General features: G+C 59.9%; 16 protein-coding genes. 2 read left to right on the forward strand and 14 right to left on the reverse strand.

Annotated features, from left to right (window positions below):
* Positions 1 to 91: 91 nt before the first annotated feature.
* The gene (gene arfA / locus CLU80_RS09545) at positions 92 to 256 is read left to right on the forward strand and encodes an alternative ribosome rescue factor ArfA (protein WP_016986126.1); all 165 of its coding nucleotides are present in this window, start codon (positions 92 to 94) and stop codon (positions 254 to 256) included.
* A 9-nt stretch (positions 257 to 265) separates the two neighbouring features.
* On the opposite strand, the gene CLU80_RS09550 is transcribed toward arfA, so the two are convergent.
* Positions 266 to 1,198 carry a halovibrin HvnA gene (locus CLU80_RS09550; RefSeq protein ID WP_286079718.1) on the reverse strand — a complete coding sequence of 311 codons (933 nt, stop codon included), beginning with the start codon at positions 1,196 to 1,198 and terminating at the stop codon, positions 266 to 268.
* A gap of 256 nt (positions 1,199 to 1,454) precedes the next feature.
* Between CLU80_RS09550 and CLU80_RS09555 the strand changes: the two genes are divergently transcribed.
* Positions 1,455 to 2,777 (forward strand): lytic murein transglycosylase, encoded by a 1,323-nt coding sequence (locus CLU80_RS09555; protein WP_099757267.1) that lies wholly within the window; start codon positions 1,455 to 1,457, stop codon positions 2,775 to 2,777.
* Positions 2,778 to 2,903: 126 nt separating this feature from the next.
* Here CLU80_RS09555 and CLU80_RS09560 read toward each other — a convergent pair whose 3' ends face one another.
* From CLU80_RS09560 to CLU80_RS09620, 13 genes are all read right to left on the reverse strand, one after another.
* Complete coding sequence (locus CLU80_RS09560; RefSeq protein ID WP_099757268.1) at positions 2,904 to 3,854, reverse strand: S66 peptidase family protein; 951 nt, start codon at positions 3,852 to 3,854, stop codon at positions 2,904 to 2,906.
* Between the two features lie 175 nt (positions 3,855 to 4,029).
* Positions 4,030 to 5,028, reverse strand: coding sequence for a lipoyl synthase (lipA, locus tag CLU80_RS09565; RefSeq protein ID WP_167394918.1), 999 nt, complete (start codon positions 5,026 to 5,028; stop codon positions 4,030 to 4,032).
* A 25-nt stretch (positions 5,029 to 5,053) separates the two neighbouring features.
* Complete coding sequence (gene lipB / locus CLU80_RS09570; RefSeq protein ID WP_008087909.1) at positions 5,054 to 5,701, reverse strand: lipoyl(octanoyl) transferase LipB; 648 nt, start codon at positions 5,699 to 5,701, stop codon at positions 5,054 to 5,056.
* A complete protein-coding gene (locus CLU80_RS09575; RefSeq protein WP_099757269.1) occupies positions 5,701 to 5,976 on the reverse strand; it encodes a DUF493 domain-containing protein in 276 nt (91 codons plus the stop codon). Before CLU80_RS09575 ends, lipB begins: the two co-directional genes overlap by 1 nt.
* An 85-nt stretch (positions 5,977 to 6,061) precedes the next feature.
* Entirely contained in the window at positions 6,062 to 7,219 is a 1,158-nt protein-coding gene (locus tag CLU80_RS09580; protein WP_038361911.1) for a D-alanyl-D-alanine carboxypeptidase family protein, read from the reverse strand.
* 187 nt (positions 7,220 to 7,406) lie between these two features.
* Complete coding sequence (locus CLU80_RS09585; protein WP_093434584.1) at positions 7,407 to 8,417, reverse strand: septal ring lytic transglycosylase RlpA family protein; 1,011 nt, start codon at positions 8,415 to 8,417, stop codon at positions 7,407 to 7,409.
* On the reverse strand, positions 8,417 to 9,427 hold the full coding sequence (gene mltB / locus CLU80_RS09590) for a lytic murein transglycosylase B (protein WP_093434581.1): 1,011 nt from the start codon (positions 9,425 to 9,427) through the stop codon (positions 8,417 to 8,419). Before mltB ends, CLU80_RS09585 begins: the two co-directional genes overlap by 1 nt.
* 17 nt (positions 9,428 to 9,444) lie before the next feature.
* On the reverse strand, positions 9,445 to 10,548 hold the full coding sequence (gene rodA / locus CLU80_RS09595; protein ID WP_175559619.1) for a rod shape-determining protein RodA: 1,104 nt from the start codon (positions 10,546 to 10,548) through the stop codon (positions 9,445 to 9,447).
* A gap of 31 nt (positions 10,549 to 10,579) precedes the next feature.
* Positions 10,580 to 12,475 carry a penicillin-binding protein 2 gene (mrdA, locus tag CLU80_RS09600; RefSeq protein ID WP_099757270.1) on the reverse strand — a complete coding sequence of 632 codons (1,896 nt, stop codon included), beginning with the start codon at positions 12,473 to 12,475 and terminating at the stop codon, positions 10,580 to 10,582.
* A 10-nt stretch (positions 12,476 to 12,485) separates the two neighbouring features.
* Positions 12,486 to 12,953 (reverse strand): 23S rRNA (pseudouridine(1915)-N(3))-methyltransferase RlmH, encoded by a 468-nt coding sequence (gene rlmH, locus CLU80_RS09605; RefSeq protein ID WP_003185785.1) that lies wholly within the window; start codon positions 12,951 to 12,953, stop codon positions 12,486 to 12,488.
* A 9-nt stretch (positions 12,954 to 12,962) separates the two neighbouring features.
* Positions 12,963 to 13,457 (reverse strand): ribosome silencing factor, encoded by a 495-nt coding sequence (rsfS, locus tag CLU80_RS09610; protein WP_016986117.1) that lies wholly within the window; start codon positions 13,455 to 13,457, stop codon positions 12,963 to 12,965.
* 72 nt (positions 13,458 to 13,529) lie between these two features.
* On the reverse strand, positions 13,530 to 14,252 hold the full coding sequence (nadD, locus tag CLU80_RS09615; protein ID WP_093434574.1) for a nicotinate-nucleotide adenylyltransferase: 723 nt from the start codon (positions 14,250 to 14,252) through the stop codon (positions 13,530 to 13,532).
* A complete protein-coding gene (locus CLU80_RS09620) occupies positions 14,221 to 15,492 on the reverse strand; it encodes a glutamate-5-semialdehyde dehydrogenase (protein ID WP_099759364.1) in 1,272 nt (423 codons plus the stop codon). Before CLU80_RS09620 ends, nadD begins: the two co-directional genes overlap by 32 nt.
* Positions 15,493 to 15,550: the final 58 nt, after the last annotated feature.

Raw genomic sequence — 15,550 nt, forward strand, 5'->3', positions numbered from 1 at the left:
TCAGAATATTCCTACCTATCAGGGACTGGACAGACGCCTGACATCGGCAGATTATTTCACCCGCAAAACCCACTCACTCGAGAGAATCCTCATGAGCAAAAAGCCATCGAAACATGGCCCCAACAAGGCCAAATCCATCGTCGCCCAGCCCCTGTTCCGCAGTCGTCAGGAACGACCAACCAAGGGTAAAGGCAGCTACCGCCGCGAAGCCTTCCAGTCTGACAGCTGGGAGGCTTCTTACTTTCTGGCTGCCTGAAACGGATGATCAATTCACCGCCTGATCCTGCGCCTGAAACGCAAACGTCACTTTATCGGCCAGCGTTGTCGGCATTGTTACTTTGATAATAGGCCGCGTTTCACCAGTGAGCTCTTTGAATCGGAGCTGATCCCTCCGGACTTCCGCCAAGCCCGATGTATTTCCGACAATCACATAAAAGAACGCCTCAATTGGCAAGACTTTCGCTTGGCCCTTTGTCCATGTCGCCATTTTCACGTCATTGGGTATGTCAAAAGCTCTTGGCGTCACCAGACGTCCTGCCTGCATTCCCTTTACAAAATTGGGGCCCCCGAGCGTATTAGCCGAATCTCTGACATCAAAACTGCATACACCTGCCCTATTGTGATTAGAAGCAGCATGCTTGTTGTAATTCTCTGCCCATTTTTCAGGAGTATTGATGCCTTGGGCAGCGCAGGCAACGGTTGAGGGATAGCCGGAAATCCCGCCACAACCACGATCACTACGATGATCAGAATCCCCGTCCACTGGAAAAAAGCACAGAACTTCAATCTTGAGCTTCCCTGACGGTGTTTTCAGAACAGGATAGAAAATCAGTCCTTTCGTGTACCCCATGGCCAGTCTTTTCATTTTGTAGTCTGAACGGACAAACGAAAATGAGGTGCCTCCCACCCTTTCAGCGGTGGGGCTCGGATCCCAGACATCGAAGCCGGCCGCAGTAGCCGTTCCACGCAGCAAAATTCCACTGCAAAGAAAGGCAGGTCTGGAGTCCAACCCATCACATCGAAGAGTGGTGGTATCCCTGTAACGCGCCGACAATTCGTTGGCTACTTCCGGGCCGCTGGTGGCTAACGCCGCAGCAGTCTGTATGCCCAACTGAGTTTGAACAGGCTCCTGCGAAGGGTCATTTACAGAGCACCCAGCCAGCAAAAGAAACAGCATTAAAAGCGCTTTGCCTTTCATATAAAATTCCTCGAAAATTTGCTTCAAGAGGCAGCGATCGAGAAATTCAAACCACCACAATCCTGCCGGCATCGCTATTGAATCGAGGAAAAACACTGCTGAATAGCTGATAGAAATGACAGTTGCGCCGCGTTAATTCAGGGCATATGGTGATTAGCCGGCTGAATAGACCTCGTCCAAATGCCTGAGCGATAACCGCTTCATTCCGCAGGCATGTTAAGGTCTGCACCTGATTCGTATTCCTCTGGACCTGTGCATGCCCTTTTGTCTTTACCATCGTTGGCCTGTTCGCCAATTGGTTGCTGCCACAAGTTTCATCCTGCTTGTTGCCTGTGCGGAAAAACCTACCGCCGCCGATGCGCAACCCCTTCAAGCCGCGCCTGTCGCCACGGCCCCAGCGATCATCCCGCCGGTAGTGCCGTCCGCCGACCCTCTCGATCTGCAACCGACTCAAACCTTCGCTGAATGGCAGGCCGGTTTCCGCAAGGATGCCCTGGCCGCCGGAATTCGCGCGGATCTGTTCGATCGCGCGTTCGCCAATGTCAGTTTCGACGCCAGTGTGATTCGGGCCGACCGCAGTCAACCGGAGTTCTCCCGGCCAGTGTGGGAATATCTCGATGGCGCCCTCTCGCCACTGCGCGTACGTAAAGGTCAGGCACTGATCAGTCAGTACGCCGACATTCTGCAAAGCATTGAGCAGCGTTATGGTGTTGACCGTCAGGCACTCGTATCGGTGTGGGGCATGGAAAGCAACTTCGGCCAGTTTCAGGGCAGCAAGTCGGTGATCAACTCGCTGGCCACCCTCGCCTACGAAGGCCGCCGCCCGGGCTTTGCCCACGCTCAGCTGATCGCCGCCCTGCAGATCCTGCAACAGGGTGATATCACACCGGAGAAGATGCTCGGTTCCTGGGCTGGCGCGATGGGCCAGACCCAGTTCATTCCGACTACCTACAACACCCACGCTGTGGACTTTGACGGCGATGGCCGCCGCGATATCTGGGGCAGCCCAGCGGACGCGCTGGCATCCACCGCGCATTACCTGCAAAGCTCTGGCTGGCAACGTGGCCAGCCGTGGGGGTTTGAAGTGCAGCTGCCGAGCAGCTTCAACTACACCCTGGCTGATGGCGCGATTCGCAAGAGTGTCGCCGAATGGCGTCAGTTGGGCGTGACTCTGCCGAATGGCGGTCAGGTGCCAGCAGGCTCTGAACAGCTGTCTGCCGCCCTGCTGCTTCCGGCGGGCTATCGTGGCCCGGCGTTCCTGATCCTCGACAACTTCCGGGCGATCCTCAAGTACAACAACTCCTCGTCGTATGCCTTGGCGGTCAGCCTTTTGTCCGAGCGTTTCAACGGCGGCGGTTTGATCAACGGCAGTTGGCCCAAAGATGACCTGCCGCTGAGCCGTACCGAGCGCATGGAATTGCAGACGCTGCTGAGTGCGCGCAATTACGACGCTGGCACCGCGGACGGGATTATCGGCGCCAATACCCGTAAGGCGATTCGCAGTGCGCAGCAGTCGCTTGGCTGGCCGGCGGATGGTTATCCGACGCACAAGTTGCTGGAAAGCCTGCGTAACCAATAATGGGTAGGTTGTATGGCTGATGGCGCCTTCGCGAGCAAGCTCGCTCCCACATGGGTTCTGTGAACGACAGAGATCCAGTGTGGGAGCGAGCTTGCTCGCGAAGACTGACTATCAGGCGACTAGCCTTTAAGCCTTGATCACCACATCCTGCTCCAGCATCAATTCCTTCTTCCCGGCATCCAGCCGCACCAACGCGCCCATCGGCAATGTCAGGTTCGGATCACAATGCCCGCTGCGCCACCCCGAAAGCACCGGAATCCGTAACGGCTCGAACGTCTGCTTGAGCAAGCGGTTCAATGCCGCGACATCCACGCCTGCGATGTCCCCCACCAACACGCCACGCAATTTGGCCAACTTGCCGGCCAGACGCATCTGCGTCAGCAACCGGTCGATGCGATACAGCGGCTCGTTGATGTCTTCGATCAGCAGAATTACCCCTTCAACATCGATTTCGTATGGCGTCCCCAACGTCGATGCAATCATCGCCAGATTGCCGCCAAGCAAACGCCCGTGGGCGATGCCTGGCTCTACGGTGGTCAACGGATAAGCCACCGGATGGCCCAGCACGCTCCCCGCTTTCACTTGCCCGCGCAGCATGGCGAAGAATGAGGTGACGGTCGGTGGCTCCTTGTCGCCCAGCAGATCGGCATTGAGCAGCGGCCCGTGAAAGGTCACGAACCCGGCATAACGACTGATGGCCAGGTGCAGCGCGGTGATATCGCTATAACCGACAAATGGTTTGGCGTGGCGACTGAGCAGGTCATAGTCGATGCGGTCCAGCAGACGCGGGGTACCGTAACCACCGCGCAGGCAGATGATCGCGTCCACCTCGGAGTCGGCAAACGCTGCATGCAGATCGTTGAGCCGCACATCGTCGCTGCCGGCCAGATAGCCATCCTTTTCATAGACACCTGGAAACACCTTCAGCCCATAGCCACGCGCGCGCATCCATTGCACCGCTTTATCGGTGTCCAGTGCTCCGGGGCCGGCAGGCGCAATGACGCCGATCGTGCCCTCGGAGGGCAACGCGGGTACCGCTCTGTGTGGACAGAGTGTGTGGGTCGGTCGAACAGTCATCCATGGATCTCCGTGCGTAAAATCATGTTCACACAGTAGTCAGGAACGGCGCTAAACAGAAGAGGCTCGGCCACGCCGCAGGTTGCAGGAAAAATCAGCAGCGAATGTAAGACAGGCAAAAAAATGCCCGCCGGGCGTTAAAGCCTCGGCGGGCATTTTTTGATTCAGCGCCGGATCAGGAACCCAGCAGCTCAGCCTTGACCAGCTTCGCCTGCTCGTCGGCGTGGTACGAAGAACGTACCAGCGGACCCGATGCAACGTTCTTGAAGCCCATCTTGTAACCTTCCTCGGCGAACCAGGCGAAGGTGTCCGGGTGCACAAAGCGCTGCACCGGCAAGTGACTACGGGACGGTTGCAGGTACTGGCCGAGGGTCAGCATGTCGATGTCATGTTCGCGCATGCGCTTCATGACCTCGATGACTTCCTCGTCGGTCTCACCCAGACCCAGCATCAAGCCGGATTTGGTCGGAATATGCGGCATCATCTGCTTGAAGCGTTGCAGCAAGGTCAGCGACCACTGGTAATCCGAACCCGGACGCGCTGCCTTGTAGAGGCGCGGCACGGTTTCCAGGTTGTGGTTGAACACATCCGGCGGCTCGGCCGCGGTGATTTCCAGCGCGACGTCCATGCGGCCACGGTAGTCCGGAACCAGGGTTTCCAGCTGCACGTTCGGCGACAGTTTGCGGATTTCGCGGATGCAGTCGGCAAAGTGCTGGGCACCGCCGTCACGCAGGTCGTCGCGGTCAACCGAGGTGATCACCACGTACTTGAGCTTGAGGTCGGCAATGGCGATGGCCAGGCTTTGCGGCTCGTTGACGTCCAGTGGCTTCGGACGACCGTGGCCGACGTCGCAGAACGGGCAACGACGGGTGCAGATGTCACCCATGATCATGAAGGTCGCGGTGCCGCCGGAGAAGCACTCGCCGAGGTTCGGGCAAGACGCTTCTTCGCAGACGCTGTGCAGCTTGTGTTTGCGCAGCAGGCTCTTGATCCGGTCGACTTCCGGCGAAACCGGGATGCGCACGCGAATCCAGTCAGGTTTCTTCGGCAGTTCGGTGGTCGGAATGATCTTTACCGGGATGCGTGCAACCTTCTCGGCGCCGCGCAGCTTGACGCCGGCTTCTACCTTGGGACGCGGGGCCGGGCGCTCGGTCACGTCGAGCGTCGGGATCATGGTTTGCACTGCATCAGTAGTCATATCAGTCGATTCCGCCCGTCAGGGTCGTCTGCTCAGCATAGTCGAGGTGTTTGACGAGCTGCGCGCGCAGCCGGGCACTTACCTCGGCAAATTCAATCGATCCTGCGTGGTCGCTCAGCTGGGTCATCGCCAGCCCGGCATAGCCGCAGGGATTAATCCGTCGAAACGGTTCCAGGTTCATATCCACGTTCAGGGCCAGGCCATGAAAGGAACAACCGTGGCGAATCCGCAAACCCAGAGAAGCGATTTTCGCTCCGTCGACATAGACGCCGGGAGCATCTGGCTTGGCGGCAGCGGTTACGCCGTAGCTGGCCAGCAGTTCAATCAGGCAAAGCTCCATGCGGCTGACCAGATCGCGCACGCCGAAACCCAGCTTGCGTACATCCAGCAGCAGATAGGCCACTAACTGGCCGGGGCCATGATAAGTCACCTGCCCGCCGCGATCGACCTGCACCACCGGAATATCTCCCGGAAGCAACAAGTGTTCGGCCTTGCCGGCCTGGCCTTGAGTGAACACCGGTGGGTGCTCGACGAGCCAGATTTCGTCGGCGGCATCGCTGCCGCGTTCGTTGGTGAAGCGCTGCATGGCATGCCAGACCGGCTCGTACGCCATCTGGCCGAGCTCACGAAAGCCCAGCGTGCCCGGCATCACAACACCATGTGCACGAAGCCGGTCGCCCGCAGTTCGCTGTTGATGTCGTACAGCTGTTCCTGGGTTTTGGCAACGATGTGCAACTGAATGGTGGTGTATTTGCCGTTGCTGCTTTGACGCTCGTCGATGCGCTCATCATTGATGGTCGCGTGTTTCTTGACGATGTCGATGATCTTGTCTTTGTTGCCCACACCGGTATCGCTGATCACCTTAACGGGATAATCCGTGACAGGGAATTCGATCTTTGGCGCCTTTACTTCGGTATCGGTCATGGCGTAACGGCCTCTTGAGCGCAAGCCGTGATAACGCGCATGGCCCCGCACCAGGTCGGGGCGGGGCCATGCAGGTCAACACAAATCAGTTGAACAAGCCGTAGAAGAATAGACGGATGCTATCCCACATGCGGCGGAAGATACCACCCTCCTCGACGCCATCCAGAGCGATCAGGTCAGCGCTGTGCACGACCTTGTCTTCCAGTTTGACTTCGACTTTACCGATCACGTCGCCCTTGGCGATTGGCGCGGTCAGTTGCGGGTTCATGGTCATGCTCGCAGCAAGCTTTTTCAGCTGGCCTTTTGGCAGGGTCATGGTCAGGTCTTCAGCCAGGCCGGCCTTGACTTGATTGGTGGTGCCTTTCCACACCGGGGCCTGAGCCAGTTCGGTGCCCTTCTGATAGAAGGTCTGGGTTTCGAAGAAGCGGAAACCGTAAGTCAGCAGCTTCTGGGTCTCAGCGGCGCGTGCCACTTCGCTGTTGGTGCCGAACACCACGGCGATCAGACGCTGGCCGTCACGTACAGCCGAGGACACCATGCAGTAGCCGGCTTCGTCGGTGTGACCGGTTTTCAGACCGTCAACGGTCTTGTCGCGCCACAGCAGCAGGTTGCGGTTAGGCTGCTTGATGCCGTTCCAGAAGAACTCTTTCTGCGAGTAGATCGCGTAGTGAGCCGGGTCTTCGTGGATGATCGCACGGGCCAGGATCGCCATGTCGTGAGCCGACGAGTAGTGCTCCGGGTTTGGCAGACCGGTCGGGTTCATGAAGTGGGAATTGGTCATGCCCAGATCAGTCACAGTCTTGTTCATCAGGTCGGCGAACGCGTCTTCGCTGCCGGCGATGTGCTCGGACAGCGCCACGCTGGCGTCGTTGCCGGACTGGATGATGATGCCGTGCAGCAGGTCGCTGACAGTCACCTGCGAGCCGACTTTGATGAACATCCGCGAACCGCCGGTGCGCCAGGCGTTTTCGCTGACGGTCACCGGATCGTTTTCACCGATCTGGCCGCGACGGATTTCCAGGGTCGCGATGTAAGCGGTCATCAGCTTGGTCAGGCTGGCCGGTGGCAGACGCTGGTCGCCATTGTTCTCGACCAGTACGTTGCCGCTGCTGGCATCCATCAGAACGTAGGCTTTGGCAGCCAGTTGCGGTGGCGACGGCATCATCTCGGCCGCGAAGGCGGCTGGCGAGAGGAGCAGCGGGACTAGCAGACACAGGCGTTTGGCAAAGGTGGTGATGTTCATCCGTCTCTCGAAATCGCTAATGGAAACTGTCCTTGCGGACAAAATTTAATCAGATGACTTTCTAACGAGTCATCGCGTGTTCAGTTGCTCACTCCAGTCACCCTTGCCGGGCTTTTGTTCTTCGACGAGCCAACAACCTGGTTCACCCCCCGATACCGCAAGTGAACCGTCAATCAAGTTCTACGTATTACTCGGTGACCACACTTGGCGAACCAAGGTTGGCCAGGCGCACGCTGTTCTGCACCTGGGCAATTTCACCCGGCGAGCCGATCGGCCCCAGGCGAACCCGGTGCAGGGTCTGTTGATTGCGCACGATCGAGCTGATGAACACCGGAGCGCTCACCATCCCGCTGAGCTTCGACCTCAGCAGTTCTGCAGCGTCCGGGTTGGCGAACGCGCCCACCTGCAGATACTGGCCAGACGCTGGTGCAGAAGCGTTTTTTTTTGCACTCATCGGCACAGGGACGGTGTCGGAGGCATGTTGCTGCGGTGGTGGCGTCCATTGCTCGACGGTGCCGGCCGAGGCCGTGATCACCGGGGCGCTATTCTGCGCGACTTGCGGCTCGTTGAGCATCAAAGGCGCCGGACGGCCCTTGGCGGCCCACCATTGCTGAGGATCGATGCCTTCGACCTTGACCCGCGCGGTGCCGATTTCGGCATAACCGAGCTTCTTCGCCGCAGCATAGGACAGGTCGATGATACGGTCGGAATAGAACGGCCCACGGTCGTTGACCCGCAGGATCACGCTCTTGTTGTTGTCCAGGTTGGTCACCCGAACGTAACTTGGCAGTGGCAATGTCTTGTGGGCGGCACTCATGCCGTAAAGGTCGTAGACCTCGCCGTTGGCCGTGTTCTGACCGTGAAACTTGGTGCCGTACCAGGACGCCGTGCCCGAAGCCACGTAGGTCTTCGATTCCTGCAGCGGGAAGTAGGTCTTGCCCAGCACCGTGTACGGGTTGGCCTTGTACGGACCGGTGTGCAGGGTCGGCGTGGCGTCCGGGATGCGCGACACATCGACGTCCCACCACGGCGCGCCATCTTTATGCGCACGGTTGATGTCCAGGCCCGGCTGGGCACGCACAGCGGTCGTGGTGGTTTTCTGAGTCGGCGAACGGCTGGTCGAGCAACTGGCGACCAGCACCGCCAACGCAGCGAATGCCACCAGCTTCAGGGGTTTATTGTTAGGCAATGCCCGCATTACTTGACGCCCCGTGCTTGTACCAGCTGTTCAGACAGTTGATGTACGGCCATGGCGTACATCACGCTGCGGTTATAACGCGTGATCGCGTAGAAATTCTTCAGGCCCATCCAGTATTCAGGGCCGTTGTCGCCTTCGAGGCGAAATGCAGTAACCGGCATATCATCGCGCAGCGCATCATGACTTGACCAGCCCAGCGCCCGCAACTCTCCAACGGTTTTCGTCGGCTCAATGCCGGTGGTCAGGCCTTCATCGACCTGCTCGCCGCGGACATCGGCACGGCTGACCACCGGCTCACCGGCGACCCAGCCGTGACGCTTGAAATAACTCGCGACGCTGCCGATCGCATCATCCGGGTTGTTCCAGATATTGATGTGGCCGTCACCGTCGAAATCCACCGCGTAAGCGCGAAAGCTGCTCGGCATGAACTGCGGCAGGCCCATGGCCCCGGCGTACGAGCCTTTGAGGGTCAATGGATCGACCTGCTCTTCACGCGCCAGCAGCAGGAACTCACGCAGTTCCTTGCGGAAAAATTCGGCACGGGGAGGATAGTCGAAACCGAGCGTCGACAAGGCATCGATCACCCGGTAATTACCGGTATTACGTCCGAAAAAGGTTTCAACGCCGATGATCGACACGATGACTTGTGCCGGCACGCCGTATTCCTGCTCGGCCCGGGCCAGGGTGGCCTCGTGCTGACGCCAGAAGTCCACACCACGGGCGATACGCGCGTCGGTGATGAACATCGGACGGTATTCTTTCCACTGCTTGACCCGCTCGGCAGGCCTGGAAATGGCGTCGAGAATCGCCTGCTTGCGCTGAGCTTCGCGGAACACCGCCATCAGCTGCTCACCAGCAAAACCGTAGTCGCGGGTCATTTCACCGACGAACTCGGCCACCTGCGGCGAGCCTTCGTATTCGCCGGCCAGCGCTTCCTGCACGCTACCCAGCAGGCCCATCAGGCCTACCAATGGCGCGCATCGAGTCGCCCAGCCACGCATAACTTGCATTGAACTCTTCACCTTATTCAAACCTGTGCGATCCACTTGCGATGGGTATGGATCGACATCAAAACCCCAAACGCTGACAGCAGCGTCACCAGCGAAGTTCCTCCGTAGCTAATGAACGGCAACGGCACCCCTACAACCGGCAACAGGCCACTGACCATACCGATGTTGACGAAAACGTAAACAAAAAACGTCATGGTCAACGCGCCGGCGAGCAATTTGCCGAACAGCGTCTGGGCTTGAGCGGTAATCACCAGCCCCCGGCCAATCAGCAACAGATAGATCAGCAACAGCGCGCAGATACCGACCAGACCGAACTCTTCGCCGAGTACGGCAATGATGAAGTCGGTGTGGCTTTCCGGCAGGAAGTCCAGGTGCGACTGGGTGCCGAGCAGCCAGCCCTTGCCGAACACGCCGCCGGAACCGATCGCGGCTTTCGACTGAATGATGTTCCAGCCGGTGCCGAGCGGATCGCTTTCCGGGTCGAGGAAGGTCAGGATTCGCTGCTTCTGGTAGTCGTGCATGATGAAAAACCACATCGCCACCGACACCGGGATCGCCGCCGCCAGCACGCTGAGAATCCAGCGCCAGCGCAACCCGCCCATGAACAGCACGAACGCACCACCGGCGAGAATCAGCAGCGAAGTGCCGAGGTCAGGCTGACGGACGATCAGGATGAACGGCACACCGATCAGCATCAGGCTGATGCCGACATGCTTGAGTTGCGGCGGCAACGTGCGCTTGGACAGATACCAGGCGATGGTCGCCGGCATCAGGATCTTCATGAACTCCGAAGGCTGGAAGCGGATCACCCCGGGGATATTGATCCAGCGAGTCGCGCCCATGGCGTTGTGGCCCATGATGTCCACCACCATCAGCAGCACCACGCCGATCACATAACCGAGCGGTACCCAACGGGCCATGAAACGCGGTTCGAACTGGGCGATGACGATCATCGACACCAGACCGATACCGAACGAAGTGGCCTGTTTGGCCAGCAGATCCCAGCTTTTGCCACTGGCCGAATACAGCACGAACAGGCTGCCGGCGGCGAGGATCAGCAGCAGGATCAACAACGGGCCATCGATATGCAGTCTTTGCAGCAGCGTCGCGCGGCGACGCATCACATCCTCACTGGAGAGCATGCGATCAAAGTTATTCATCACGGGCCGTAGCCTCCGCACTGATTGGGCTGGCGTATTCGGCCTTCAAACGTCCGTCCTGATCGAGCAGCCAGGCATCCATGACCTGGCGCACCACCGGCGCGGCAACGCCGGAACCGGACTCACCGTTCTCGACCATCACCGAAACGACGATTTTTGGGTCATCGGCCGGGGCAAAACCGACGAACAAGGCGTGGTCGCGGTGGCGCTCCTGAACCTTGGAGCGGTCGTATTTCTCGCCCTGTTTGATCGCCACGACCTGCGCGGTACCCGACTTGCCGGCGATGCGGTATTGCGCGCCGATCGCCGCTTTGCGCGCGGTACCACGGGCACCGTGCATGACCTGCTGCATGCCGTGGTTGACCTTGGTCCAGTCCGACGGATCACGCAGGACAATGTCCGGCATCGGGTTTTCATCCACCGGCTTCACCCCTTCGAGGGATTTGGCCAGGTGCGGACGGTTCCACACGCCTTTGTTGGCCACCAGCGCTGTGGCTTGTGCCAACTGCAGCGGAGTCGATTGCATGTAGCCCTGGCCGATCCCGAGGATCAGGGTTTCGCCGGGGAACCACGCCTGCTTGCGCGTCGCCCGCTTCCACTCGCGGGACGGCATCAGACCTGGGGATTCTTCGAACATGTCCAGCGAGACCTTCTGGCCGATGCCGAACTTGTTCATGTAAGCCGACAGCCGATCGATGCCGAGCTTGTGGGCCAGGTCATAGAAGTAGGTGTCGTTGGACCGCATGATCGCCGTGTCGAGGTCGACGAAACCGTCACCGGTACGGTTCCAGTTACGGTACTTGTGGTCATAGTTGGGCAGCATGTAGTAGCCAGGGTCGAATACCCGGCTCGACGCAGTGACCACACCGGAATCAAGGCCAGCAATTGCCACCGCCGGTTTGATCGTCGAGCCCGGCGGGTACAGACCGCGCAACACGCGGTTGAAGAGCGGCCGGTCGATGGAATCACGCAACTCGGCATAGGCCTTGAAGCTGATCCCGGTGACGAACAGGTTCGGGTCGAAACTCGGCTGACTGACCATCGCCAGCACTTCGCCGGTCTTCGGATCGAGCGCAACTACCGCACCACGACGTCCACCGAGCGCAGCCTCCGCGGCTTCCTGCAACTTGATGTCCAGGCTCAGAACAATGTCCTTGCCGGGAATCGGATCAGTGCGCTTGAGCACGCGCAAGACGCGGCCGCGGGCGTTGGTTTCGACTTCTTCGTAACCGACCTGACCGTGCAATTCCGGCTCGTAGAAACGCTCGATGCCGGTCTTGCCAATGTGGTGGGTGCCGCTGTAGTTGACCGGATCGAGGGTCTTCAGCTCTTTCTCGTTGATCCGCCCCATGTAGCCGACCGAGTGCGCAAAGTGCGCGCCCTGCGGATAGTGACGAACCAGCTGCGCCACCACTTCTACGCCGGGCAGCCGGAACTGGTTCACCGCAATCCGGGCGATCTGCTCCTCGGTCAGCTCGAACAGGATCGGCACCGGCTCGAACGGTCGGCGCCCCTGACGCATGCGTTTCTCGAAGATCACCCGGTCCTCAGGCGTCAGCTCCAGCACTTCGACGATGACGTCGAGCACTTGCTGCCAGTCGCCGGAGCGCTCGCGGGTCATGCTCAGGCTGAAGCTTGGACGGTTGTCCGCCACCACCACGCCGTTGCGGTCGAAAATCAACCCACGGGTCGGTGGAATTGGCTGCACATGGACACGGTTGTTTTCCGAGAGCGTCGAGTGGTACTCGTACTGGATCACCTGCAAGTAATACAGCCGCGCGATCAACACGCCGATCAGCAACATGATCGCAATGGCCCCGAACACGACGCGGCTACGCACCAGGCGTGCGTCCTTTTCGTGGTCCTTGATGCGGATCGGCTGAGACATGTGGGCTGGATTACTTGTGGTAAGGGTGACCGGACAACACGGTCCAGGCACGATACAACTGTTCGCCGATCAGGATCCGCACCAACGGGTGCGGCAACGTCAGCGGCGACAACGACCAGCGCTGATCGGCACGGGCGCAGACTTCAGGCGCCAGCCCTTCCGGGCCACCGACCATGAAATTGACCGTGCGCGAATCCAGCCGCCAACGGTCGAGTTCGACCGCCAACTGCTCGGTGCTCCAGGGTTTGCCGTGGACTTCCAGCGTGACGATCCGCTCGTTCGGCCCGACCTTGGCCAGCATGGCTTCGCCTTCCTGGCGGATGAATCGGGCCACGTCGGCATTCTTGCCACGGGTATTGAGCGGTATTTCCACCAGTTCCAGCGCCAGCTCGGACGGAAGACGCTTGGCATATTCATGCCAGCCTTCTTCCACCCACTTGGGCATGCGTGAACCGACGGCGATCAGGCGCAGTCGCACAGCAATCCCTTACAGCTGGTCTTTGTTGAGCTTGGTGAAATGCTCGTGGGTGTTTTCCGGGCTGTGATGCTTGGCGTCGGCCGCGCGGCTTTGCTCGGCACCGGCCCACAGGCGTTCCAGGTCGTAGAACTGACGTGCCGAGGCGGTCATCATGTGCACGATCACCAGGTCCAGGTCGAGCAGCACCCAGTCACTGTCGCCCTTGCCTTCTTCGCCCAGCGGCTTGGCGCCCTGCTTTTTGACTTCTTCGCGAACCTTGTCGAGCATCGCGTTGATCTGGCGGTTGGAAGTACCGGTGGCGATGATCATGTAGTCAGTGATGCTCTGCTTGTCGCGAACATCGATGATCTGGATGTCTTGTGCCTTGACGTCTTCCAGGGCAGCCACGGCCAGCTTGACCAGTTCGTCGCCTTTCAGCGGCTCATTGGTGTTGACCGGTTCTGGCAGCGGGGCGCTCTTGAATGTGCCTTTGCGCTTTACTTTGGTTTGGTCTTTGTCAGTCATATAAAACTCGTTTTGCTCGTATATTCGGCGGCTTGGCGACACGTGGATTCGTATCAGTGAAGCACGCCTTGTTCAGTTCGACGCACGGTACAGACCGTGCGCATCGATGTAGGCCAGGACCGCGTCGGGCACCAGGAAACGTACCGACTTACCGCTGGCCAGCAGTTGACGGATCTGGGTGGCGGAAACCGCGAGCGGTGTCTGCCAGACGAATGCAATCTGTCCGCTCGGCCCTTTCAGGGCCAGCGGGTCGCTCACCGAACGCGCTGCCAGCAGGTTGCGCAAGGCATCCGGCGGTTCGCTGTCGGCGTCCGGGCGCTGTAGCACCAGGATATGGCAATGCTGGAGCAACTCTTCCCAGCGGTGCCAAGTGGGCAGGCCGCAAAATGCGTCCCAGCCCAAAAGCAGAAAAACCTGGGTCTCGGCGGGCATTTCAGCGCGCATCGACTCCAGGGTATCAATGGTCCAGGACGGTTTGTCCCGCTGCAATTCGCGGGCGTCCACCACCAGCGGCGGCAATCCGGCCACCGCACATTCGACCATCGCCAGCCGATCCTGCGCCGAGACCTGCGGCGTACCGCGATGAGGCGGCCGCGCGTTCGGCATCAGGCGCAACTCATCGAGCGCCAGCGCTTCGGCGACTTCCAGCCCACCGCGCAAATGGCCGATGTGCACCGGGTCGAACGTGCCGCCCAGGACGCCAATGCGCCGGGGGCGGGACTCGTTGCCGGTTTGCGGCGCTGTCAGGTCGAGGCCGGTCAAGTCAAACCGTCGCCTGGCCGCGCAACTGGCCATCACCGACCACAACGTACTTCTCGCAGGTCAGTCCTTCGAGACCCACCGGGCCGCGGGCGTGCAGCTTATCAGTAGAAATGCCGATCTCGGCACCCAATCCGTATTCAAATCCATCGGCAAAGCACGTCGGCGTGTTGATCATCACCGAGGCCGAGTCGACTTCCGCCACAAAGCGGCGGGTATCGGCGAGGTTTTCGCTGACAATCGAATCGGTGTGATGGGAGCCGTAATGGTTGATGTGTTCGATAGCCTGATCCAGACCGTCGACGACGCGAATCGACAGAATCGGCGCCAGGTACTCGGTGTTCCAGTCGTCTTCGCTGGCGGCAACGGCTTCGATGATCGCCCGGGTGCGCTCGCAGCCGCGCAGTTCGACGCCTTTTTCGCGGAACTGGGCGGCCATCGACGGCAGGAAATCCTTGGCAACAGTTTGATCGACCAGCAAGGTTTCCATCGCACCGCAGATGCCGTAGCGATAAGTCTTGGCGTTGAAAGCAATGCGTTGAGCTTTCGGCAGATCGGCGTGGGCACTGACGTAAACGTGGCAGATACCGTCCAGGTGCTTGATCACCGGCACGCGCGCGTCGCGGCTGATGCGCTCGATCAGGCCACGGCCACCGCGCGGCACGATCACGTCGACGTACTCGGGCATGGTGATCATCGCGCCAACGGCGGCACGGTCTGTGGTTTCAACCACTTGCACCACGGCAGCCGGCAATTCGGCCTCGGCCAGACCGCGCTGAATGCAGGCGGCAATCGCCCGGTTGGAATGAATCGCTTCAGAGCCACCGCGCAGGATGGTCGCGTTGCCGGACTTCAGGCACAGGCTGGCAGCATCGATGGTCACGTTGGGTCGGGATTCGTAGATGATTCCGATCACGCCCAGCGGCACGCGCATCTTGCCGACCTGAATGCCCGACGGACGGAAGCTCATATCACGGATCGCACCGACCGGATCCGGCAGTGCAGCGACCTGCCGCAAACCGACGATCATGCCGTCGATGCGCGCCGGGGTCAGTTCCAGACGCTCCAGCAGTGCCGGTTCCAGACCATTGGCGCGACCGGCAGCCAGATCCTGCTCATTGGCGGCGGCAAGCTCGGCGCGCGCGGCGTCCAAGGCATTGGCAGCAGCCTGCAAGGCGCGGTTTTTCTGCGCGGTGCTGGCACGGCCGATGACCCGGGAGGCTTCGCGGGCGGCGCGACCCAATCGGGTCATGTAGTCAAGAACGGACTCAGTCATGGTCTGCTGGGGTCTTGGCAAAGAGGAAAGCGGCAGATTATAGCTGCCGCGTCCCGGG

Origin of the sequence: Pseudomonas sp. 29 (assembly GCF_002754355.1) — a bacterium.
Classification (GTDB): domain Bacteria; phylum Pseudomonadota; class Gammaproteobacteria; order Pseudomonadales; family Pseudomonadaceae; genus Aquipseudomonas; species Aquipseudomonas neuropathica.